The following is a 22,487-nucleotide window of genomic DNA, read 5'->3' as shown; positions in this document are numbered from 1 at the left end:
CGGAAGTCATGCCCCGCGGCGCGCGACGTATGGACGGCGTCGGGTACGGGTGCAACGCTCGAAGGACCGCGGGCGTCGCCGAAGCCGCCGCGCTCCCGTACGCCCGTGCTTCCACTCCCCAGTTCCGCGGCACCGCGCCACCGATCGGGAGGCACGCCATCATGGGCGACAGGACACACACGCACACCGGGGCCGCCGGCAGGGCGGTGACGGCCGGCCGGCCCGCTTCCGTACGGAACGTCGCGCTGGTCGGCCACAGCGGCTCGGGCAAGACCACTCTGGTCGAGGCGCTGGCACTGACCGCCGGGGCCCTGAACCGGGCCGGCCGGGTCGAGGACGGCGCCACCGTCTCCGACCACGACGAGATCGAACGGCGCCGACGGCGTTCCGTGCAGCTCTCGCTGGTCCCCGTCGACTGGGACGGCTGCAGGATCAATCTGCTGGACACCCCCGGCTACGCGGACTTCGTCGGGGAGCTCAGGGCCGGTCTGCGCGCGGCGGACGCCGCCCTCTTCGTCGTCTCGGCAGCCCAGGAGGCCGACGCGGTGGCGGGCACCACCCGGGCGCTCTGGGAGGAGTGCGCGGCCGTCGGAATGCCACGGGCCGTCGTCGTGACGCACCTGGACACCGCGCGCACGCCCTTCGACGAGCTGACCCGGATCTGCGGCCGGATCCTCGGACACGACGACCCGGACGCCGTGCTCCCCCTCCACGTGCCCGTACTGGGGCCCGAGGGCCCTGACGGGCACGCCCCGCTCACCGGACTCACCGGGCTCCTCACCCGGCGGATCTTCGACTACTCCTCGGGGGAACGGCGGGAGGAACCGCCCTCGGCCGAGCAGCGCGGCCCCCTGCGGGAGGCACGTGACCGGCTCATCGAGGGGGTCATCGCGGAGAGCGAGGACGAGACCCTGATGGACCGCTACCTCTCCGGCGGCGACATCGACGTCGCGACCCTCGTCGACGACCTGGAGCGAGCCGTCGCGCGCGGCACCTTCCACCCCGTCCTCGCCGCCGCGCCCGCGCCCGAAGGCGCGCGTCAGGGCATCGGGACCGTGGAGATCCTCGACCTGATCAGCCGCGGCTTCCCCTCCCCCGAGGAACGAGTCCTTCCCGCCGTCACCGCTCCGGACGGCTCCCCGCGCCCCGTACCGGTCTGCGATCCGGCGGCGCCCCTGCTCGCCGAGGTCGTGAAGACCTCCTCCGACCCCTACGTCGGCCGGATCTCCCTCGTCCGCGTCTTCTCCGGCACCCTGCGCCCCGACGCCACCGTGCACGTGTGCGGCCACGGCCTCGCCGAGCCCGGCGGCCGGACCCGCCCGGACCACGAGGCCGAGGTCCGCGTCGGCGCACTCTCCTCGCCCTTCGGCAAACAGCAGCGCCCCCTGGACAGCTGTGTCGCGGGCGACCTGGCCTGCGTCTCCAAGCTCGGCGAGGCGGAGACCGGGGACACCCTCTCGGAGGACGGCGACCCGCTGCTGATGGAGCCGTGGACCATGCCCGACCCTCTGCTCCCGCTGGCGGTCCGGGCCCACGGCAAGGCCGACGAGGACAGGCTCTCGCAGGGTCTGGCGCGCCTGGTCGCCGAGGACCCGACGATGCGCCTGGAGCAGAACCAGGACACCCGTCAGGTCGTCCTGTGGTGCATGGGCGAGGCGCACACCGAGGTGGCTCTGGAGCGCCTGCGCAGCCGGTACGGCGTCCAGGTCGACGCCGAACCCCACCGCGTGCCGCTGCGCGAGACCTTCGCCTCCCGGACCGCCGGGCGGGGCCGGCACGTCAAGCAGTCCGGTGGCCACGGCCAGTACGCCGTCTGCGAGATCGAGGTGGAGCCGCTGCCGCCGGGCACGGGCATCGAGTTCGTCGACAAGGTGGTCGGCGGCTCGGTGCCGCGGCAGTTCGTCGCGTCCGTGGAGAAGGGCGTACGCGGCCAGGCGGCCCGCGGGGTCGCCGCGGGGCACCCGCTCGTCGATGTGCGCGTCACCCTGCTCGACGGGAAGGCTCACTCGGTGGACTCCTCCGACGCCGCCTTCCAGACGGCGGGCGCGCTGGCGCTGCGGGAAGCCGCGGCGGACACCCGTATCCAGCTCCTCGAACCCGTCGCGGAGGTCGGCGTCCTCGTTCCCGACGACTACGTGGGGGCCGTCATGAGCGACCTCGCGGGGCGACGGGGCCGGGTCGTCGGCACCGAACAGGAATCCGGGGAGCGGACGCTCGTACGCGCGGAGGTGCCGGAGATCGAGATCGGCAGGTACACGGTCGACCTCCGCTCGATGACGCACGGCACCGGACGCTTCGACCGGGCGTACGCCCGGCACGAACCGATGCCCCCGCAACTCGCCGACCGCATCCGCGAAGCGGCGGAAAACGGAGCAAACAGCGGTTAGCTGACTGGAAATGACGCCCCGCGCCCGCCTCCGGCCCCGTCGTCCGGGCGGGCGCAGCGTCCGGACGATAGGCTGTGGGCCCAGCTCAGAAGGTGTGCGACGTACGGTAGTTGGGAACAGCCGCAGGAGCAGACCGTGCGGGTGAGTGGGGGCGACAGTGGCCAACGACGGATTCGACTTCTCTCCTGGAGCGCAGATCCCGCTCCAGGGTTCCGGTGGACAGGCGGTGGCGACCAACGCCCTCGCCTCCGCCGCGTACCGCGACAGCGATGTGACGGAAATCCTCAAGGCCAACAGCGAGTGGCACAAGTCCGAGGTGAAACCGGGCGAGTCCAAGCTGTTCAAGTCCGACTACTTCAAGCCGAATCTGGGTGAGGCGTTCTCCCGGGCCGTGCAGGAGCGGATGCTCGGCGGCGGGCGCGCAGCGCTGATCCAGTCCTTCGGCTCCGACCCGCAGACCGTCGTCGAGCACTGCCTCTCCGCCACCCGGCTGCGCAAGGCGCGCGACTCGAAGCTCACGCTGATCACCGCTGTCTTCGGTTTTCTCTTCCTGCCCGGCCTGGTCCTCTGGGTCCTCGCCTTCCGGCTGCGTGACTTCCTCAACAAGTCCAAGGACAAGTTCTTCCAGGCGCTGGGCGGCGTCCTGCTCGTCGCGCTCGGCGGCGCCGCCGCGTTCTTCCTGATCACCATGCCGCTCACCGGCTTCCTGGCCCTCTATCTGCGCGCCGCCGCCATCGCCCCGCTGATCGGCTGGCTGCTCGCCAAGCGGGTCGCGGAAGCTTCGGTCAAGGACCTGCGCGCCCGCTGGGAGGGGCTCCTCTCGGGCGGGGGCGTCACCGCGAAGATCCCTGAGGCGGTGCCCAAGAACCCCAACGAGACCGCCCGCGAGGCGCTGCGCCAGGGCCTGGAGAAGCTGTCCGCCGAGCAGCAGTCCAACTCCGTTTTCTACGCGGGCCCCAAGGGCATCCTCGGGATGGGTACCCGCTGGGGCAGCTGGCAGCTCGCCGAGGAGCTCACCCCGGAGGACGCTTCCAAGGAGATCCACCAGTTCCGCAGCTGGGACGTCGTGCGGGCCATCCACGACCAGCTGAAGATGCTGGAGCGCGGCCCGCTGAACACCGGCGGGTTCCCGAAGCCGTCCGTGAAGCACTGGATCGTGTCCCCCGTCGGCGAGAACGCGGGCTCCGTGTCCCGGCCCGAGGGTGAGGACGTCGCGACCTTCCAGATCAAGCCCCACGAGATACAGCGCATCTGCAACCACCAGCAGTTCGGCAGCGGCGACCGCCACTACCTGGGTGTCCAGTTCACCCTCTGGGACGGCCAGCTGGTGATCACGATGCTGATCACCGTCACCGTGCTCCACGAGACCCTGCGCATCGAGGTCACCGGACACGCCCTGGGCCCGGTCCACGGTCTCTTCCTGACCAAGCCGGAGGCGCCGACGAAGACGGTCAAGAAGGCCGTCCGGTTCTGGGAGACCCGGAAGATCTCGCTGCCGATCGTCAAGGCGAGCGAGGTCGTCAGGCTCGCGCTGCGCGCACCCTTCACCTGGTACCCGCCTCTGCTCGACTACCTGGGCGGCAAGATCGTGCTGCCCGAGCCGTTCGGTCTGCGCCACGCCTGGGCGGCGAAGCCCTGGGGCCACCGCTTCATGGCCGACGACGCCATGCGGACCGCCACCCCGGTCCTGCGTGTCGTCCACTCCGCGACGATGCGGGTCCTCAAGGAGCACGGTGTGGACACCGAGCGCTTCGACAACCGTTCCATGGTCCTCAGTGGCCTGGTCCAGGACCCCGCCCCGAAGAAGGCCGACGTCTACGACGCGTGAGGGCACGGGCTCGCGACAGCGGCCTTCGGCCCGGTGCGGGACATGGAGACCCCCGGCTCGCGCGGGCGGCGTGGAACGGCGCCGGAGGACACCGTCCGGCCACGGCAGCGGAGGCACCGGGAGCCCCCGCTGCCGCGGCCGCGGCAGGCGTCAGCTCCGGTCGATCGTGCGCATGAAGTGTGCGGGGTAGCGCGGTCCGGCGGTGGCGCCGGCCGGGAAGAGGCCGGAGAGCCGGGCGACCTCGTCGTCGGTCAGCCGGACACCGGCCGCCGAGACGTTCTGTTCCAGGTGGGAGACGCGCCGGGTGCCGGGGATCGGCACGATGTCGCCGCCCTGGGCCAGCACCCAGGCCAGTGCCAGCTGGGTGAGGCCGACGCCCTTCTCCCGGGCTATTTCCTCGACCGCGCGCAACAGGCTCCGGTTGTGGTCGAAGTTCTCGCTCGAGAAGCGTGGGTGGCTGCGGCGCTGGTCGCCCTCGTCCAGGTCCTCGGCGCTGTCGAACGCCCCGGTGAGGAACCCGCGGCCGAGCGGGCTGTACGCCACGAAGCCCGTGCCGAGTTCGCGGCAGGTGGGCAGGATCTCCTCCTCGACGTGCCGTTCCCACAGCGAGTACTCGGTCTGCAGGACGGCGATCGGGTGGACCGCGTTCGCCCGCCGCAGGGTGCGCGCGGAGACCTCGCACAGCCCGATGTGCCGGACCTTGCCCTCGGCGACGAGCTCGGCGAGGGCTCCGACGGTCTCCTCGACGTCGACCTTCGGGTCGATCCGGGCGAGGTGGTAGAGGTCGATGTGGTCCAGGCCCATGCGCCGGAGGGACGCCTCGCAGGCCTCACGGACGTAAGCGGGACTGCCGTCCACGTAGGGCGGACCGGCTGCCGGACGCCGCATGCCGAACTTCGTGGCGATCACCGCCTCGTCCCGGCGTCCTCCGACGGCGCGGGCGACGATCTTCTCGGCGGTGCCCGGCCCGTAGAAGTCTGCGGTGTCGATCAGATCGACCCCGAGGTCGAGGGCCCGGCGGACCGTGGCGACGGCCTCGTCCGTGTCCGCCGTGCCGTACGCGCCGGCCATGCCCATGCAGCCGAGGCCGAGAGCCGATACGCCGAGGCCTGTGGTGCCGAGCTTCCTGTTCTCCATGAATGCCTTCCATAGCCCGCCCCTGCGGGCGGTGCGGAGGGGACCGGCACCGAATGCGCCGCGAGGGTCGCGAGCTCGGACCCAGGAGAAATATAGCCGACTAACTAATAACCCGTCAGGCGACAGTGCGACTCCGTGGGGTCTTGCCGTGAGCGGCCTCGGACCGCTCAGCCGGTGGCGCTTCCGTCCGCCGGGAGGGACGTCTCGTACAACCGCAGCAGGAGTGACATGAACTGCTCCCGCTCCCGCGGTGAGAACGGCGCGAGCAGGTCCCGCTCCAGCTCGGCGAGCGCGGCGGTGACCTGGGGCCAGGTCTCACGGCCGAGCGGGGTCAGCCACACACGGCTGCGCCGGGCGTCCTGCTCGTCCGGGGTGCGGTGCACCATCCCGGCCGCCTCCATGCGCTTGACGGCCTGGGTCGCCGTGGGCGCCTCGACCCTGACCCGCCGGGCGAGGTCTCCGACCGTGCTTCCGTCCTGCTCCCAGAGACAGCGCATGAAGAACTGCTGGCCGACGTGGAGCCCGAAGTCGTTGAGCAGGCGTTCGGACCGCAGGCGCGTGGAACGCCCGGCCAGTGCGAACAGGGTGCTGAAGTCCTCGAGGGACACGGCGGGCTGGGCGGCCATGCGGGGGCGACCTTCGCGGGTTGCGGGCGGCATACGGGCGGGCTCACGACACGACGGACCGCACGCCCCGGGTCATGGTACGCGGCCCGTACGCGGGTGGCCGGGCCCCGGTTCGCCGGCGCCGCCGGTCCCGCCCGCACCGCCAAACCGGGCCCTCCGAGCCCGGGCCCGCCGGGGCCGCGCGGAACGCCGCCCCGGGGACGTCAGCCGGCCGGCAGCTCGGCCGGCCAGACACCGGCCAGCATCGACCGGGTGTCCCCGAGCAGTTGCGGAAGCACCTTGGTGTGCCCGACGACCGGCATGAAGTTGGTGTCACCGCCCCAGCGGGGCACCACGTGCTGGTGGAGGTGGGCGGCGATGCCGGCGCCTGCCTCCGCGCCCTGGTTCATCCCGATGTTGAAGCCGTGCGCACCCGAGGCGGCCCGCAACGCGACCATCGCCCGCTTGGTGAAGTCGGCCAGCTCCGCGGTCTCGGGGCCGTCCAGCCCGGTGTAGTCGGCGACGTGCCGGAAGGGCACCACCATCAGGTGCCCGCCGTTGTACGGGTACAGGTTGAGCACCGCGTAGACCTTCTCGCCGCGCGCGACGACGAGCCCGTCCTCGTCGGACTTCGACGGAATCTCGCAGAACGGACAGCCGTCGCCGGCTCCCGGGCCGCTCGGCTTGCTCTCACCCTGGATGTAGGCCATCCGGTGGGGCGTCCACAGGCGCTGGAACGCGTCGGGCGTCCCCACTCCGATCTGCTGCTCCGGCTCACTCGTCATGGCGGCCAGCATATTGCTTCGCTCCCGCCGCGCGTGTCGCCGGGGGCGACCCGGTCGGCCCACGGCGATGCTGGCGCCATGAGCGACCGCCCCACCGCCCCCGTCCCGCCCCGGCTCGCGGAGTGGGAGCGCCGCACGGAGATGCCGCTCCTCGTCGCGTCCGTCGTCTATCTCGCCGGCTACACGATCCACGTCCTGATGCCTCGCTCGACCCGGCCCTGGCACGACGTCGCCCTCCTCCTGGTGGCCGTCCCCTGGCTCCTGTTCGCCGTGGACTACGGCGCCCGGCTCCACCTCAGCGGCCAAGGGCGGCGCTTCGCCCGCACCCACTGGCTGGACACCCTCACCCTCCTCCTGCCGCCGCTGCGCCCGCTGCGGGTGGTCCAGCTCTACACCCGTCTCCAGCTGCGCCGGAAGGAGCCCCGGCTCAGCCTGCATGCCCGGGTGATGGCCTACGCGGGCACATCCGCGCTCCTGCTCGGCTACACCGCCTCGCTGGCCGTGTACCAGCAGGAGCGCGGCGCCCCGGACTCCACGATCCGTACGTTCGGCGACTCCGTCTGGTGGGCCTGCGCGACGCTGACGACCGTGGGATACGGCGACGCGGTTCCGGTGACGGCGCTGGGCCGGGTGATCGCGGCGGGGCTGATGGCGTGTGGGCTGGCGCTGCTGGGGGCGGTGACGGGATCGTTCTCGTCATGGCTGGTGCAGTTGTTCTCCCGGCAGGACGAGAAGGGGCCCCCGGGGAGCGGGTAGCTCCCCGGGGGCCTCACCGGCCTCATGGCGCGGGCATCACACCTGTACGCGGCGCTCCACCACGTCGACGAGCTTGGCGATCGCCTCGTCACGGGCGATGCCGTTCTCCTGCGAACCGTCGCGGTGACGGAAGGAGACCGTGCCGGCGTTCATGTCGTCGTCGCCGACGATGATCATGAAGGGGACCTTGGCCCTCTGGTGGTTGCGGATCTTCTTCTGCATCCGGTCCGAGGAGGCGTCCACCTCGACCCGCAGCCCCTTCTTCCGCGCCTCGGCGGCGAACTCCTGGAGGTACGGGATGTGGGTGTCGCCGATCGGGATGCCGACCGCCTGCACCGGGGCGAGCCACACGGGGAAGGCGCCCGCGTAGTGCTCGAGCAGCACCGCGAAGAAGCGCTCGATGGAACCGAACAGCGCGCGGTGGATCATGACCGGACGCTGCTTCGTGCCGTCCGGGCCGGTGTACTCCAGGTCAAAGCGCTCCGGCAGGTTGAAGTCGAGCTGCACGGTCGACATCTGCCAGGTGCGGCCGATGGCGTCCTTGCACTGCACGGAGATCTTCGGGCCGTAGAACGCGGCGCCGCCCGGGTCGGGGACGAGCGGGAGGCCCTGCTTCTCGGCGACCTGGCGCAGCGTCTCGGTGGCCTCCTCCCAGATCTCGTCGGAGCCGACGAACTTCTCCGGGTCCTTGGTGGAGAGCTCCAGGTAGAAGTCGGTCAGGCCGTAGTCGCGCAGGAGGTTCAGGACGAAGGTCAGCGTCCTGTCGAGCTCCTCGGCCATCTGCTCCTTGGTGCAGTAGATGTGCGCGTCGTCCTGGGTGAAGCCGCGCGAGCGGGTCAGGCCGTGGACGACGCCCGACTTCTCGTAGCGGTACACCGTGCCGAACTCGAAGAGGCGGAGCGGGAGCTCACGGTAGGAGCGACCGCGCGCGTCGAAGATCAGGTTGTGCATCGGGCAGTTCATCGGCTTGAGGTAGTAGTCCACCCCGTCGTCGAGCTGCATGGGGGGGTACATGCCGTCGGCGTACCAGTCCAGGTGGCCGGACTTCTCGAACAGCTTGCCCTTGGTCGCGTGGGGGCTGTAGACGAACTCGTAGCCCTCCTCCTCGTGGCGGCGCCGCGAGTAGTCCTCCATGGCCCGGCGGATGACGCCGCCCTTGGGGTGGAAGACGGCGAGGCCGGGGCCGATCTCGTCGGGGAAGGAGAAGAGGTCCAGCTCGTTGCCGAGCTTGCGGTGGTCGCGCTTGGCGGCCTCCTCGAGGAACTCCAGGTGCGCCTTCAGCTCGTCCTTGGTCGGCCACGCGGTGCCGTAGATGCGCTGGAGCATCGGGTTCTTCTCGCTGCCCCGCCAGTACGCCGCGGCGTTCCGCATCAGCTTGAACGCGGGGATGAACCGGGTGGTGGGCAGGTGCGGGCCCCGGCAGAGGTCCTTCCAGCACAGGTCACCGGTCTTGGCGTCCAGGTTGTCGTAGATGGTCAGCTCGCCGCCGCCCACCTCGACGTCCGCGCCGTCGTCGGAGGACGCGGAGCCCTTGATCCCGATGAGCTCCAGCTTGTACGGCTCGTCGGCGAGCTCCTCGCGCGCGGCCTCGTCGGTGACGACCCGGCGGGAGAACCGCTGTCCCCGCTTCTGGATCTCCTGCATCTTCTTCTCGATGGCCTTGAGGTCCTCGGGCGTGAACGGCTTCTCGACGTCGAAGTCGTAGTAGAAGCCGTCCTTGACCGGCGGGCCGATGCCCAGCTTGGCCTCGGGGTGCAGCTCCTGCACGGCCTGCGCCATGACGTGCGCGGTGGAGTGCCGCAGGATGTTCAGGCCGTCCTCGGAGGAGATCTCGACGGGTTCGACGACCTCGCCGTCCTTGAGCTCGTACGCCAGGTCGCGCAGCTCGCCCTCGACCCGCGCGGCGACGACGGTGCGCTGCCCGGGGAAGAGCTCGGCGGCCGTCGTGCCCGTCGTCACCACGTGCTCTTCCCGCTCGGAATCGCGTTGGATGATCACACGGACGTCTGACACCGGTCTCTCCTGACTGAGGGGGTGCGTCGCTTTCCTCTTGCGCGCGCAAGAGGAATCGTACCGAGCCGGGGGGCCTCGACGCGAAAGGGATACCGCGGCTACCCCTCCTCCCCCGTACAGGCCTCCTCGAAGTAGTCGACGTTCTCCTGGAGCGACTTCATCAGGCGGTCCCGTTCCGCCTCGTCCACCTGGACCGGTGTCACCTGCGAGGCACCGCCCAGCCGCCGGAAACCGCCGCGGTTCTCCAGCCTGCCCTCCACCCGCAGCGGCAGCCCCACCAGGTGGGCGTGGCCCGCGATCCGGTAGGCCTCCTCGTCGAGCTCGATCCGTACGTGCGCGACCTCCGCCCCGGACAGCACCCGCAGCCGTACGACGCCCGGGCCGCGGGGCCCGGATCGGCGCAGCCGTACGACGGCCCCCGTGATGCGCACGGGGACGGCCGGTTCGTCCCGCAGGTAGCGCGCTCCCGCCAGCCGGAGGGCGGGCAGGTCGCCCGGGGAGAACTCGACGGGCTCGGGGCCGGCCGGGCAGCCCTCCGGGGCCCCGGCTGCGGGCGCCCAGGCCTGGGTGATCCTGACGCCCTCCGCTCCCCGGACGAGGGCGATCACCGCCTCGGTCAGTTCCCTGCTCACACCGGCGGCGACGGCGGTGTCGAACGCGTCCGTCCCTCCCGTGGCGCGCTGGTAGTCGACGGCTTCCCTGGCCGCGTGCAGCGCCGCGTAGAGCTGTACGGCGACGGCGCGTCCCGTGGTGACGGGGACGAAGGCGGTGAGCCCGCGGCCGTCGGCGGTGGGCGCGACCAGAGTGCCGTCCAGGGCGCTCCGGGCCTTCCTCCGGTGTCGGGCGCCGTGGTAGCCGGCCCGTCCGCGGACGGCGAGGGAGCCGGCGAGCAGGATCTGGCGGGCCGCGGCGCGCAACTGGTCCGTGCCGGTCCAGTCGGCGGCTCCCGGGGCCTCTTCCGGGACGTCGCGCCACCAGCGGACCTCGTCGCTGGGCACGGTGAGGGCGACCAGGACGTCACGCGCGGAGGGGGCCGAGCTGCGTGTGAGCGCGGTGAGGGCCTCGGCGAGCAGGTCCTCGCTGTCGGGGAAGGCCGCGGTGTCCGGCACGAGCAGACTGGTCCCGGTGGCGGAGCCCGGCGGGACCCAACGGCTGTAGCGCCCCCGCGCGCCTCCGCGCCGCTGCCAGCCGTGGCGGCGCAGCAGGGTTCGGAGAACGGCGGGGTCGACCCGGGCGGGATCGGGGGCCGGACCGGGGTCCGGACCGTCCGCGCAGGGGTGTGCGCGGCTGCCCGCCGGGACGGTCCTTCCGGTGGGGTCGTCCGTCGACCGGTGCATCAGGGTCTCCCTCCCGCCCCGACCCGGGCCATGATCTCGCAGAGTGCGCGGTCGTCGAAGATCCGCGAGGTCGGGATCCGCACGGTGGTCCGGTGCCGCCCCGTCACCGGGTGGCCGGCCAGATTCGTCCAGTAACAGCAGTGCCGCAGGTCCAGCCTGTCGTGTCCGGCCCGCAGCCAGTCGTCCTGGCTGCGGGGCACGAGCATCACGACCAGGATCTTGTGCACCGACACCGGGGTTCTCGCGAGCTTCACGAGATGGGCGTTGTCGAGGGTGAAGGAGAACGTGGTGCCGGGTGGGTGCGGGGCGATCTGGTAGGTGCACTTGAGCTGCACCTTGACGGTCACCTCGTCGTCGACGGTGTGGGCGGGGGCGCCGTGGCTCACGTGCCAGTCGATGCCGTTGTCGGGGAAGGGCTGCGAGAGCGAGCAGCCCGCCGCGGCGGCGACGGCGTGGAGGTAACCCACCTGGAGGGTCTCCATGCAGGCGGTGGTGGCGAGTGTGCCGCGCATCGGTGGCGTGTTCCGCTGCTGCGGCGGCTTTCCCCCGTGGTCCTCGGTGCGGGCGGGACTCCCTGGGTTCGGCTGCGCGAGCGCCATGGCTCCGTGCCTTCCGGGCTGTGCCGACCGGTTGCCCGGTCTCCGCTGGCGGGCTGGTCAACTTCCTTGCCCGTCATTTGTGTTGTCACCGCAGGAGCCCGGCCGTAAACGGCGTATCAGGCATAGGGTGCGGGTATCACCCGAACCGGGCGGAGTAATCCCGCCATCTTCCGTGCAGGCGCGAGGAGTTCGGGGATGACGCATTGGTTCGAGGGGCCGCTGGCGGCTTTTGACACCGAGACGACAGGCGTGGACGTCGAGGAGGACCGGATCGTGTCGGCCGCCCTCGTCGTCCAGGATGCGGCGGGCGGACGGCTCCGCGTCACCCGCTGGCTGGTCAACCCGGGGATCCCGGTGCCACCCGGCGCCACCGAGATCCACGGCCTGACCGACGACCATCTGCAGCGCAACGGCCGGTGGCCCGCACCGGTCGTCGAGGAGATAGCCCGGTCGCTGGCCGAGCAGAGCGCCACGGGACGGCCGCTGGTCGTGATGAACGCGCCGTTCGACCTGACACTGCTGGACCGGGAACTGAGGCGTCACCGGGCCTCGTCGCTGGCCGGCTACCTGGGGAGGAAGCCGCTCTGCGTGCTCGATCCCCGGGTGCTGGACAAGCACCTGGACCGCTACCGCAAGGGCCGCCGGACCCTGACGGACCTGTGCGAGCTGTACGGGGTCCCCCTGGACGGCGCGCACGACGCGGCGGCCGACGCCGCGGCCTCCCTCGAACTGGTGCGTGCGGTGGGACGGCGGTTCTCGGCGCGGCTGGAGCGGCTGTCCCCGGCGGAGGTGCACGCGCTGCAGGCGGTGTGGCACGCGGCGCAGGCCCGCGGACTGCAGGCGTGGTTCGAGAAGAACGGCGAGCCGGAGGCGGTGGATCCGGCGTGGCCGTTGCGCCCTGGGCTGCCCGCGGCCGCCTGATCCGGTTGGGTACGCGAAAGCCGGTCCGTCGATGACACTGACGGACCGGCTTTTCCCGGGTGGGCGATACTGGGTTCGAACCAGTGACCTCTTCGGTGTGAACGAAGCGCTCTCCCACTGAGCTAATCGCCCGGGAACGGGTTGAACCATACAGGGCTCGGAGCCCTGGGTTCAAACTCCTACTCAGTGGCGGAACTGAGTATGCGAGCGCATGCAGGCGGGTGTGGCCGCCGCCACACTCCGGTACATGAGACATGTGCCCCCGCCCGCAGAGGAATTGGCCCTCCTCGATCATGAACTGGCCCGGCTGGACGCCCGCCGGCTCCAGTTGCTGAGCCGTCGCGCCTGGCTCCTGAGCGTCCTGCGCGCACCGGCTGCCGCGCCGCCGCCTCCTCAGGCACCGTTCCCCCGGCACCACGCACAGGCCGCACCGGCGTCCGTGCACGCACCCGCGCGCGGCACGCAGAACGTGCTGCTGGTGCTCGGCGGTCTGCTGCTGGCGGTCGCGGCGATCGCCTTCACGCTGTTCAGCTGGGGCGAGATGGGCATCGCCGGCCGTTCGGCGGTGCTGGCGGTGGTGACGGCGGGCGCGCTGGTGGCGCCCGCGCTGCTGCTGGGCCGGGGGCTGCCCTCGACGGCGGAGGCGGTGGCCGTCCTGGCCTTGGTGCTGACGGTGCTGGACGCGGTCGCGCTGCACGCCGTCGCGGCGCCGGGGACCGACGGGCTCGCCTTCTCGGCGGTCGCGTCGGCGGTGCTGGTGGCGGTGTGGACCCTGTACGGACTGCTGCTCGGCCGGCTGCGGACGCCCTTGCCCGCGGCCGTGGTGGCGGGTCAGCTCCCGCTGGTGCTCACCGCCTGGGCGGCGGAGTCGTCCGCTGCCGGTTTCGGCTGGGCGCTCCTGGTGACGGCGGCGGCGGACGTCGCGGTGGCGTACCGCGGCCGGGGGCTCGCGGTACGCGTCACGGCCTGCGCGGCGGCGGTACTGACGGGGCTGGGGGCACTGGCCCTGGGTCTGGGGCTTTCCGTGTCGGCCGGCGGCGTACCGGAGGCCGTGGGGCCGGGCCTCCTGCTGCTGACCGGAGCTGCGGTGGCGCTGACCGGCGCCTGGCGCGCGCCGAGGGAACTGGCTGTTCTCGGCGGCGTCGTGGGCGGCCTCGCGGCGGTTGCCGCGGTGGGCGGTGTGCCGGGGGCGGCCCTGTCGTGGGACCGGTCGGTCGTCGTGTATCTGCTGTGCGGTGCGGCCCTGTTGTCCGTGCTGCGGTTCAGGGCCCCGCGGCCGGTGGTGTGGGGGGTCCTCAGCGCGTCGGCCTCGGTCGTGGCGGGCGCGGTGCTGTGGGCGGCTCCCGTGGCCGCCGCGGCGCTGCTGGGGCCGGCGTCCGTGCCTGCGGGCGTGTGGTCCGGGGCACCGGAAGGCTTCCGGGACGCGGTGCCGGCGGTGCCGTGGCCGAATTCGGCCTCCGCCCCGGTGGTGCTGCTGGTGGCGGCGGGGCTGGCGGCGGCGCTTCACCTTTGGTGGCCGCGGTCCTTCCCGGAGAAGGGCCGGAGCGTCGCGACAGCCGCCGCGGCGGTCCTGGGCTGGGGCGCGGTGCCGGCGTCGCTCGCGGTGTCGGACGCGCCGTACGCGGTCGCCGTGGGCGTGGAGCTGCTGCTGGTGGCGGTGATGACGGCCTTCTCCGTGCGCCGCGCGGCCGACGCCCTGGCGGTGACCTTCCTGGCGTGCGCAATGGTCGGGGCCCTGGGTGTGGGACTGCTGGGGCTGGCAGCCGAGCCGGCGACGCATGCCGTGTCCGTGACGTCGACGCTGCTCTTCGCCGCCGCGGCGGCCACCGCCCGGGTTCCCGCGGTGCGTTCGGTACTCGCCTGTGCGTCGGTGCTGTGCGGGGTGGCCGTGGCGTGCGCGGCGGGGGCGTCGCTGGGGTGGAGCGCCCCGCACACGGCCCCGCTGGTGCTGGTGGTGACGGCGGCGACGGTGCTGCTCGGGGCACGGCTGGAGGGGCCCGTGGTCGCGGTTCCGCTGGAACTGGCGGGGGCGTTCGCCGCGGTGGTCGCGGTGGGCCTCGCGGTGACGGACGCGCCGTTCCTGGCGCTGGTGCTGGGGTTGTGCGGGGTGCTGGCCGCGGCCACGGCACTGCGTCCGGAGCGCCGGCGCGTGGCGGGGGGCCCGGCGGCCGCGCTGTTCGTGGCGGCGGCGTGGGTGCGGCTGGCGGCTTCGGGCGTGACGGACCCCGAGGCGTACACGCTGCCCGTGTCGGTGGCCGCGTTCGCGGTGGGGCACGTGCGACGGCGCAGGGACCCCGCCACGTCCTCGTGGGCGGCCTACGGTCCGGCCCTGACCGTCACGATGGTGCCGAGCCTCGTGGTGGCCTGGGGCGATCCGCACTGGCTGCGCCCTCTCCTGCTGGGGATCGCGGCGCTGGCCGTCACGCTGGCCGGTGCCCGGCTCCGGCTCCGGGCGCCCCTGGTCCTCGGCGGTTCGGTCCTGGCACTGGACGGCCTGCACGAGCTGGCCCCCCACGTGGTGCAGGTCTTCGACGCGCTCCCGCGCTGGGCGCCCCCGGCGCTCGCCGGGCTGCTGCTGCTCGCCGTCGGTGCGACGTACGAGCAGCGGCTGCGCGACGCGCGCCGGGTGCGGGAGAGCTTCGGCCGGATGCGTTAGGACCGGGCTCTCTACGGCATCTTGTCGCCGACGAGTGCGAGGTTCTGGATGGCCGCCAGGCCGTACAGGGCGGTGGTGTTGGTGCTGACCCAGGCCGCCTCACTGCCCGGTACGGGCCCGGTGGGCCCTTCGACCCTCTTGGTGCTCCAGTCGGTGCCCTCCTTGTAGTCCCAGGTGTCGGCGCTGCTGTAGAACTGCTTCCACGCCCGGGTGGCCAGGGTGACGTCACCGGTCCGTACGGCGGCGTAGGCGTCCTGGCGCGAGTGGCCCTGGAACAGCAGGAGGGTGCCGAAGTTGCTGCCGTAGCGGGCGGCCTGCTCGGCCTTGGTGGCGTTGAAGTAGCGGCAGTAGTCGATCCAGGCCGCCTCGAACGCCGGCATGTCGATCATGTCGATGAGCTCGGCGTTGAGTTCGACCAGGCCGAACATGGCCGACAGGTGCGAGACGCCGACCGCAGGCTTCTCGGCGATCGCGAACTTCCCGGTGTCCAGGTCGTAGAGGCCGACGCCCTGCACGAAGCCGTTGGGCTGGGCGGCGATGGTCTCCATGGTGGACAGGACGCGGGCCCTGGCCTTCTCCCACTTGGGCCCACGCCGTTCCCACTCGGTGAGCCAGGCGGAGACGAGGCCGCTCCAGTCCGTGCCGAAGCCGATGGACAGCGCGTGGCGGTCCGGGGTGTAGGGCTCGGTGCGGATCTTGCGGATCGGGTCGAGGGCGAGGAAGGTCTCGTCGGAGTCGACGTTGGCGTGCATGAGGTCACCGACGCGCTCGTCGGCGGTGAGGAAGTAGAACATGCGCCGGTAGGTGGTGTTGGCGATGCGCTGCTGCTTGGCGCTGTCGGCGTAGTGCTGGACCCCGTGACGGGTGCCGAGTCCGGCCCATTGACCCAGGTGGTAGACGTCGACCTCACCGGTGTGCCGCGTCATGGCCTCCGCGAAGCGGTAGATGTCGGCGCGGCCGGAGCGCATGTAGGCGTACCAGAGCCAGAGGTCGGGCGAGAGTTCGGAGTTGTCCCAGGCGTAGCCGCCGACGTCGTAGCACCACTGGTGACGGGTCGGGTCGTAGGTGTGCATGATGTCGCCGTAGTCCCAGAAGCCGTACCAACGGCGCATTTCCACCTGGTCCTTGTAGTACGTGAAGAGGAAGTCCAGGTGGTCCTCGATCTTCGACTTCGCGGCGGTGGAGCGGTCGGGTTCGGCGAACAGGCCCCCGAAGACCTTCGCCTTGACGAGCTGCTTCGGCGGGGCGGCGAGCTGGGGCGGTGTGCGTACGGCGTCGACCTGCCGGGCGAGCGTCTCGGGCGCCGGGGTGGATTCGTTCGCCCAGAACAGGAGTTCGCTGGTCCGCGCGATGCCGTACGGGGTGCCGAAGCCCGGTTCGTAGTCCTCGTACGTGATGTTGAGGCCTTCGAGCTGCTCCGGGTAGGTCTCCTGTCCCATGCCGTCGTGGTAGAAGCGCAGGTCCATGGGCTGGGCCTCGGGCGACCAGAGCCAGAGGGTGACCTCCGCCTCGTCGGTGTGCGCGTCACGGATGTCGAGCTGGGCGGGGTGCTTCTCCCAGAAGTCGCGGAGCCCGAAGGAGAACCCCCCGCTGGGGCCTCCGACGTACCCGAAGCCCGATGCCCTCCGTCCGCCGCCGGCACCGATCCAGCCGTGCCCCTTCTTCGTGCGCTTGCGCAGGCCGAAGCCGTCGGCGGACAGCTGGGAGAGGGTGTAGTCGCCCCATTCGGGGATGTACTGGAGCCGGGTGGTGACCCGCTGGTCCCAGGTGGCGGGGTCGGGGAGCTTCTGACCGGCGAACTGCGCCTCGCGCACGGCCGCCCCGGGGTCGCGGCGCAGCCCGGTGATGCCCTTGACGGCTTCCCGCAGGAGTCCGGTGCCGTCACCGCCGATGCGGATGTGGCGGTCGTAGGCCGCGTCACGCATGGGCACGGTGAAGCGGACGCCGAGGCCGCGCACGAAGTCGCCGCTCGCCTTGCCGGGCTCGAGGGTGCCGTCGTACGTGATGGTGTGCACCATCCGGAAGGAATCGGCACCGGCGTAGAAGTAGAGGCGTACGGAGAACGGCATCCAGGACCGTGAACCCTTGCGGTGCCTGCCGTCGATGCGGACCACGGCCCGGACCGGTCCGTCCTGTTCGACCACGGCCTCCTCGACGACGCTCTCGAAGCGTTCGTACTTCTCGCTGCCCTGGTCGCCGTCCTCGATCTCCCCCTGGCGCACGAGGACGAGCCGGCCGTCGCGGGCTATCTCGGTGGAGCCGCGCGTGACGGTCTTGACGAGGGCGGAACCGTTCGTCCCGAGCCTCGCTGTGATCACCCCCGTGGAGACGGTGATGGTGCCGCCCTTGCGGACCGCCGTGACCTTCTTCGACGGGGCCGCCGGGGCGCCTGCGGTGAGGGAGAACTTCTTGGCGGTGACCTCGGGACCCACGGCGTGCGCGGTCCACTTGAGCGAGCCGTCCGGCCAGTAGCCGATGGGCCAGGTCTGGACGGGGACGTCCTTGCCGTCCTCCGTGGACAGCGCGAACGTCTGGTCCTTGGCATACCGCCCCTTGGGCCAGGGCACGCCGAGCGTGGAGCCGGGGGCCGCGCCGAGCCCGCCGGACTCCAGCCAGGTCAGGGCGACGGGTTCGTCGGTGTGCTCCGCGCCCCGGGTCGCCGCCGACGCGGGAGCTGCGCCGAGGGTCCAGCCGATCTGTGCGGCTGCGCCGGCCGCTGCCGCGGCCTTCAGGAGTGTTCTGCGGGGCATCCTGGACATGGTTGTGCCTCTCTCCGTGCGGGATTCGGGACAGGAGTCGAACAGGGACGGGACGTACCGGAACCGATGGGACCGGGCGATCGGCGCGGTCAGTGGGAGAGACCGCGTGCCCGCACCGCGGTGGCCGCGGCGGCGACGGCCCCGACGACGGGGACGGCGAGCGGCAGCACCAGCGAGCCGGAGAGCACGACGACGGCCATTCCGCAGACGAGCAGGAGGGAGCCGGCCGGGTCGCGGACCGTGTTCCGGCCGGCCTCGGCGAGGAGGGTGCGCCAGAGGGCGCCGGGCTCCCAGCACGAGGCCGCGCGGACCACGGCGACGAGGTACCCGATCATGGCCAGGATGCCGACGGCACCCACGAACGGCCCGCCGGGCAGCCCGCCCCGCACGGCCGCCAGATCGAGCCCGAGCAGGGCCGCTGCGGCCAGGACGGACGCGCCGACGACCCATCCGCCGCGTGCCGCGGCCCGGGCGTCCACGGCGAACTCGCGCAGGCCGCCGTGCTCACCGGCGAGGTGGCGGCGCAGGTGCCGGGTCCCCGCGGCGAAGGCCGCGGGGAAGGTGACCACGGGCAGGGCGGCGACGGCGATCCAGACGCCGGTGAGCAGGCATTCGGAGAACAGGGCGAAGCGGTCCATGAAGCGCGAACGCCGTTCCGGGGTGCGGGTCTTCGTCGCCACGGTGCGTCAGCCCTTCAGGCCCGAGGTGGCCATGCCGTCGATCAGGTAGCGCTGGAAGGCCACGAAGAAGGCCAGCACCGGGAGGAGGGCCACCAGCGACATGGCGATCATGCCGCCGTAGTCCGCCACCGCGTCCTGGTCGATGAACATCTTGAGCCCCATGGAGACCGTGTACTTGTCCGGCTCGTTGAGGTACAGCAGGGGGCCCATGAAGTCGTTCCAGGCGTTGATGAACGTGAAGATCGCACTGGTGACCAGCGCCGGCCGGCAGAGCGGCATGACGATGGACCAGTAGGTCCTCAGGTGCCCGCAGCCGTCCAGCCGTGCGGCCTCGTCGAGCTCCTTGGGCAGGCCGCGCATGAACTGCACCATCAAGAAGACGAAGAAGGCGTCGGTGGCCAGGTACTTGCCGATCAGCAGCGGGGTGAAGGTGTTGATCAGCTCCAGCTTCTGGAACAGGACGTACTGCGGGATGATCAGTACGTGGTACGGCAGCAGGAGGGTGCCGATCATGATGGCGAACATGATGTTGCGGCCGGCGAAGCGCACCTTGGCGAAGGCGTAGGCGGTCAGTGAGCAGGACAGCACGACACCCACGACGGAACCGACGGCTATGTAGGCCGAGTTCAGGAAGAACGTCGAGATGGGGATGTCGGCGATGCCCTCGGTGAGCCGGGTGTAGTTGTCACCGATCGGGTCGGCCGGGAACAGGTTCAGGGCGCCGATGATGTCCGCGCTGGGCTTGAACGAGGCGCCGATCGTCCACACCACCGGGTAGAGGACCACGGCGAGGATGACGAGCGCACCGAGGTGCCAGGCGAGCGCGCCGGGTCCCCGGCGCCGTACGGCTGCTGTAAGGAGACTCATCGGCCGCCCTCCTCGTAGTGCACCCAGCGCTTCTGGGACCAGAACAGCACGGCGGTGACTAGGCCCACGGCGACCAGCAGCAGCCATCCCATGGCCGAGGCGAATCCCATGCGGCTGTTCACGAAGCCTTGTTCGTACAGGTAACAGGTGTAGACGAGTGTCGCGTCGGCCGGTCCGCAGCTGCCGTTGCTGACGATGTAGGCCGAGCCGAAGATCTGGAACGAGTGGATGGTCTCCAGCAGGACGTTGAAGAACAGCACCGGGGAGATCATCGGCAGGGTGATGTGGAAGAACCTGCGCCAGGGGCCGGCCCCGTCCACCTCGGCCGCCTCGTACAGCTCCCGGGGCACCTGCTTGAGGCCGGCCAGGAAGATGACCATCGGCGCGCCGAACTGCCAGACGGTGAGGGCGATCAGCGCGTAGATGATCATCGAGGGGTCGCCGATCCAGCCGCCGACCTCGAAGCCGAACACCTTCTGCGTGCGGTCGACGATCGCGTCGTCCGAGAACAGCGCGCGCCAGACGATGGCCGCCGAGACGCTCGCCCCGATCAGGGACGGGGCGTAGAACGCCGCCCGGTAGAAGGACTGGCCCCACCGCTTCTGCGCCAGCAGCATGGCGACGGCGAGTGCGGCGGCCAGCTTGACCGGGGTGCCGATCAGCACGTACCAGGAGGTGACCTTCACCGACTGGCGCCAGCGGGGGTCGGCGAACATGTCGGTGAAGTTCTGGAGGCCGATCCAGCGAGGCGCCTCGAAGAGGTTGTACTCGGTGAACGACAGGTACAGCGAGAACACCATGGGCCCGGCGATCAGGAACAGGAAGCCCGCGATCCAGGGCGACATGAACAGATAGCCGGCCAGGTTCTCGCGGCGGCCGGGCGGCTTGCCGCCGTCCGGCGGGGCGCCGCCCTCCGGGCCGCTCCGCTCGGTGACGGAGCGGTCGTCCCCGGAGACGACGGCGCCCGGGGAGATCTGGATGTGAGTCACCGCAGTCCCTCTCAGTTCGCGGCGAGGGCGGTCTTCGCCTCGGAGAAGAACTGCTTCACGGAGTCCTTCGGCGAGGTCTTGCCCAGCGCCAGGTCGGCGCCGATGCGGAGGAAGGCCGCCTCGATGACGTCGGCGCCCGCCGGGTGCGGGGTGATGGGCTCGAGGACGCCGGCGTCGGCGATGGAAGTCTCGTACGCGGCGATGGCCTTGCTGGGGGCGTCGGTGGGCTGGAACGCCTCGAACTGCGCGGTGGTGGCGGGCACGCCGCGGTCGTATCCCATGATCCGGGCGACCTCGGGGTCGTGGGTCATGAAGCTGATGAAGGTGGCCACCTCGGCGGGGTGCTTGGTGCGCGCCGTGCCGCTCAGCATCAGCGACCCGAGGTACTGACCGGTCTTCTTGCCGTCGGTGCTCGGGATGGGCGCGAGGCCGTAGCTGCTCTTGCCCTCCGCGCTGTAGCGGACGGAGAAGTTGTCCCAGGTGAACTCGCCGGCGGAGAGGCCCTTGGCGGTCGCCGAGGCGGGCTTGATCTGCTCGACCTTGTTGGGGTCGGCGTAGAGCCCCGCCTTGACCCGCTCGAGGGCCTCGGTCCAGTACGGCAGCAGTTCGGCCTCTCCGAAGCCCATGCCGTCCTCGGTGAAGAAGGCCTTGCCGTTCTGGCGCAGGATCAGGTCGTACAGGTACATCACGCCGTGCGGTCCGGCGTCACCGGCGATCTTCTGCCCGCTCCTGATCTTCTGCATGCCGGCCAGCCAGTCGTCCCAGGTCCAGCCGATCTCGGGGGTGATTCCCGCCTTCTCGTACACCTTCTCGTCGATGACCAGGGCCATCGAGTTGCTGCCGACCGGCACGCCGAGCAGCTTGCCGTCGATCTCGGCGAACTTCTCCAGCCCGGCGCGGAAGCCGCCGAGGTCGAGGTTGCCCTTCTCCACCTGGGGGCTGAGGTCGAGGAGGACGTTCTTCGCCTCGTACTTGCGCAGGAAGGTCACGGCGTTCTGGATGACGTCCGGAGGGTTGCCGCCGGCCGCCTGCGTGTTGAACTTCTTCCAGAAGTCCGGGTACTGCTGGAAGTCCGTCTTCACCTTGATCTTCGGGTGCTTCTTCTCGAAGAGGCCGACGCACTGCTGGACCTTCTTGGCGCGGTCGTCCGCACCCCACCACGAGTGCCGGATGGTGACCGGACCACCGGAGCCGCCGCTGCCCGAGCCGCAACCGGCTGCGGTCAGCCCGAGACCGGCCGCCGAGAGGCCGGCCAGCTTCAGCAGCTGTCGCCTGTCCATGCCGTTGTTTCGAGACATAGCTCGCCCCCACCGTTCGCATTGAATCGTTTTAGAAAGCGCTTGCTGGGCAAAAGTAAGGAGCAGCAGGGGGCGCGTCAACGGTTAGGACGAAATTTCGATGGCGTGACGACGGGCCGAACAGTCGGCGGAGGTCACGGACGGGGCGCACCACGGAAAACGCCGAGGGCCCGGAAGCTTCTCGGAAGCTTCCGGGCCCTCGGACCGGGGTGGGCGATACTGGGTTCGAACCAGTGACCTCTTCGGTGTGAACGAAGCGCTCTCCCACTGAGCTAATCGCCCCGGCGCACCGCAAACATTACCCCATGTCAGGGGTGCCGCCGGACCATCTGCGGGTCACTGGTCGATCTTCCAGGGCATCACGATGCCGAACTTCCAGACGTAGATCCCGACGAGCACCGCGATGATCACGAGCCCCACCGCGGTGAGGATGATGTTGCGCCGCCTGACCTTCGGGTCGAGGGCACGCTGCGCCGCCTCGGTGACCTTGCGCCGGGTCCAGCGCAGGACGAGCTGCGCCCAGACGAACTCGGTCGCCCAGATCGCCATGCCGCCGAAGATCACGAGCCACCCCGGGCCGGGCAGCGGGAGCATCACGATGCCCGCCCCGACGACGGCGAGGCCGACGACGAAGATCCCCACCTGCCAGCTCAGGTGGAGAACCCTCGATCCCTTGATGAACCCGGGCGCCCGCGAGCCCAGCTCACGCTCCGCCGCCTTCTCGTCCCCCGCAGCGGACCCAGGGGCCACCGTCGCGGCGGCCTCTTTCCGCTCGTCACTCTCCGCGTTCATGAAGCCCAACCTACCGGAACGGCGATCGTCACCGGAATGGACGCATGACCCAAAGTTACACACCGCTGGACGAGGGAC

At 71.1% G+C, this 22,487-nt stretch carries 17 protein-coding genes and 2 tRNA genes; 5 read left to right on the top strand and 14 right to left on the bottom strand.

What is annotated here, in order from left to right; all coding sequences use genetic code 11:
- Positions 1–161: 161 nt before the first annotated feature.
- Positions 162–2,387, top strand: coding sequence for an elongation factor G-like protein EF-G2 (locus tag LWJ43_RS27910; RefSeq protein ID WP_277334942.1), 2,226 nt, complete (start codon positions 162–164; stop codon positions 2,385–2,387).
- Positions 2,388–2,544: 157 nt separating this feature from the next.
- Positions 2,545–4,215: a hypothetical protein gene (locus LWJ43_RS27905; protein WP_277334941.1), complete on the top strand. Its 1,671-nt coding sequence runs from the start codon at positions 2,545–2,547 to the stop codon at positions 4,213–4,215.
- Positions 4,216–4,365: 150 nt separating this feature from the next.
- Here LWJ43_RS27905 and LWJ43_RS27900 read toward each other — a convergent pair whose 3' ends face one another.
- The 3 genes from LWJ43_RS27900 to LWJ43_RS27890 form a co-directional block, all read right to left on the bottom strand.
- Entirely contained in the window at positions 4,366–5,352 is a 987-nt protein-coding gene (locus LWJ43_RS27900; RefSeq protein ID WP_277334940.1) for an aldo/keto reductase, read from the bottom strand.
- Between the two features lie 167 nt (positions 5,353–5,519).
- The gene (locus tag LWJ43_RS27895; RefSeq protein ID WP_277334939.1) at positions 5,520–5,978 is read right to left on the bottom strand and encodes a MarR family winged helix-turn-helix transcriptional regulator; all 459 of its coding nucleotides are present in this window, start codon (positions 5,976–5,978) and stop codon (positions 5,520–5,522) included.
- Positions 5,979–6,181: 203 nt separating this feature from the next.
- Entirely contained in the window at positions 6,182–6,754 is a 573-nt protein-coding gene (locus tag LWJ43_RS27890) for an HIT family protein (RefSeq protein WP_277334938.1), read from the bottom strand.
- A gap of 66 nt (positions 6,755–6,820) precedes the next feature.
- Here LWJ43_RS27890 and LWJ43_RS27885 point away from each other — a divergent pair, with 66 nt between their 5' ends.
- Positions 6,821–7,498 carry a potassium channel family protein gene (locus tag LWJ43_RS27885; protein ID WP_277334937.1) on the top strand — a complete coding sequence of 226 codons (678 nt, stop codon included), beginning with the start codon at positions 6,821–6,823 and terminating at the stop codon, positions 7,496–7,498.
- A 36-nt stretch (positions 7,499–7,534) separates the two neighbouring features.
- Here the strand turns inward: LWJ43_RS27885 and thrS are convergent, their stop codons facing one another.
- The 3 genes from thrS to LWJ43_RS27870 all read right to left on the bottom strand — a co-directional run bounded on the left by thrS (position 7,535) and on the right by LWJ43_RS27870 (position 11,447).
- Positions 7,535–9,511: a threonine--tRNA ligase gene (thrS, locus tag LWJ43_RS27880; RefSeq protein WP_277334936.1), complete on the bottom strand. Its 1,977-nt coding sequence runs from the start codon at positions 9,509–9,511 to the stop codon at positions 7,535–7,537.
- 98 nt (positions 9,512–9,609) lie between these two features.
- On the bottom strand, positions 9,610–10,848 hold the full coding sequence (locus LWJ43_RS27875) for a hypothetical protein (RefSeq protein ID WP_277334935.1): 1,239 nt from the start codon (positions 10,846–10,848) through the stop codon (positions 9,610–9,612).
- Positions 10,848–11,447, bottom strand: a complete 600-nt coding sequence (locus tag LWJ43_RS27870) for a DUF4365 domain-containing protein (RefSeq protein ID WP_277334934.1) — start codon at positions 11,445–11,447, stop codon at positions 10,848–10,850. The genes LWJ43_RS27875 and LWJ43_RS27870 overlap by 1 nt, the downstream gene beginning before the upstream one ends.
- Before the next feature lie 195 nt (positions 11,448–11,642).
- Between LWJ43_RS27870 and LWJ43_RS27865 the strand changes: the two genes are divergently transcribed.
- On the top strand, positions 11,643–12,368 hold the full coding sequence (locus tag LWJ43_RS27865; protein ID WP_277334933.1) for a 3'-5' exonuclease: 726 nt from the start codon (positions 11,643–11,645) through the stop codon (positions 12,366–12,368).
- A 60-nt stretch (positions 12,369–12,428) separates the two neighbouring features.
- Here LWJ43_RS27865 and LWJ43_RS27860 read toward each other — a convergent pair.
- Positions 12,429–12,500, bottom strand: a tRNA-Val gene (locus tag LWJ43_RS27860).
- 115 nt (positions 12,501–12,615) lie between these two features.
- Between LWJ43_RS27860 and LWJ43_RS27855 the strand changes: the two genes are divergently transcribed.
- Positions 12,616–15,024 (top strand): SCO7613 C-terminal domain-containing membrane protein, encoded by a 2,409-nt coding sequence (locus LWJ43_RS27855; RefSeq protein WP_277334932.1) that lies wholly within the window; start codon positions 12,616–12,618, stop codon positions 15,022–15,024.
- An 11-nt stretch (positions 15,025–15,035) separates the two neighbouring features.
- Here LWJ43_RS27855 and LWJ43_RS27850 read toward each other — a convergent pair whose 3' ends face one another.
- The 7 genes from LWJ43_RS27850 to LWJ43_RS27820 all read right to left on the bottom strand — a co-directional run bounded on the left by LWJ43_RS27850 (position 15,036) and on the right by LWJ43_RS27820 (position 22,409).
- Entirely contained in the window at positions 15,036–17,783 is a 2,748-nt protein-coding gene (locus tag LWJ43_RS27850; RefSeq protein ID WP_277334931.1) for an exo-rhamnogalacturonan lyase family protein, read from the bottom strand.
- Positions 17,784–17,872: 89 nt separating this feature from the next.
- Positions 17,873–18,421 carry a hypothetical protein gene (locus LWJ43_RS27845; RefSeq protein ID WP_277336013.1) on the bottom strand — a complete coding sequence of 183 codons (549 nt, stop codon included), beginning with the start codon at positions 18,419–18,421 and terminating at the stop codon, positions 17,873–17,875.
- A 48-nt stretch (positions 18,422–18,469) separates the two neighbouring features.
- Positions 18,470–19,330: a carbohydrate ABC transporter permease gene (locus tag LWJ43_RS27840; protein WP_277334930.1), complete on the bottom strand. Its 861-nt coding sequence runs from the start codon at positions 19,328–19,330 to the stop codon at positions 18,470–18,472.
- Entirely contained in the window at positions 19,327–20,319 is a 993-nt protein-coding gene (locus LWJ43_RS27835; protein ID WP_277334929.1) for a carbohydrate ABC transporter permease, read from the bottom strand. Before LWJ43_RS27835 ends, LWJ43_RS27840 begins: the two co-directional genes overlap by 4 nt.
- Positions 20,320–20,330: 11 nt before the next feature.
- Positions 20,331–21,617, bottom strand: coding sequence for an ABC transporter substrate-binding protein (locus LWJ43_RS27830; protein WP_277334928.1), 1,287 nt, complete (start codon positions 21,615–21,617; stop codon positions 20,331–20,333).
- Between the two features lie 210 nt (positions 21,618–21,827).
- A tRNA-Val gene (locus LWJ43_RS27825) sits at positions 21,828–21,899 on the bottom strand.
- 54 nt (positions 21,900–21,953) lie between these two features.
- Positions 21,954–22,409, bottom strand: coding sequence for a TIGR02611 family protein (locus LWJ43_RS27820; protein ID WP_277334927.1), 456 nt, complete (start codon positions 22,407–22,409; stop codon positions 21,954–21,956).
- Between the last annotated feature and the right edge of the window lie 78 nt (positions 22,410–22,487).

Source organism: Streptomyces sp. JH34 (assembly GCF_029428875.1).
In the GTDB taxonomy this organism is placed as follows: Bacteria; Actinomycetota; Actinomycetes; order Streptomycetales; family Streptomycetaceae; genus Streptomyces.
The sequence above is the reverse complement of the archived record's forward strand: the minus strand, read 5'-3'. Positions and strand labels throughout refer to the sequence as shown.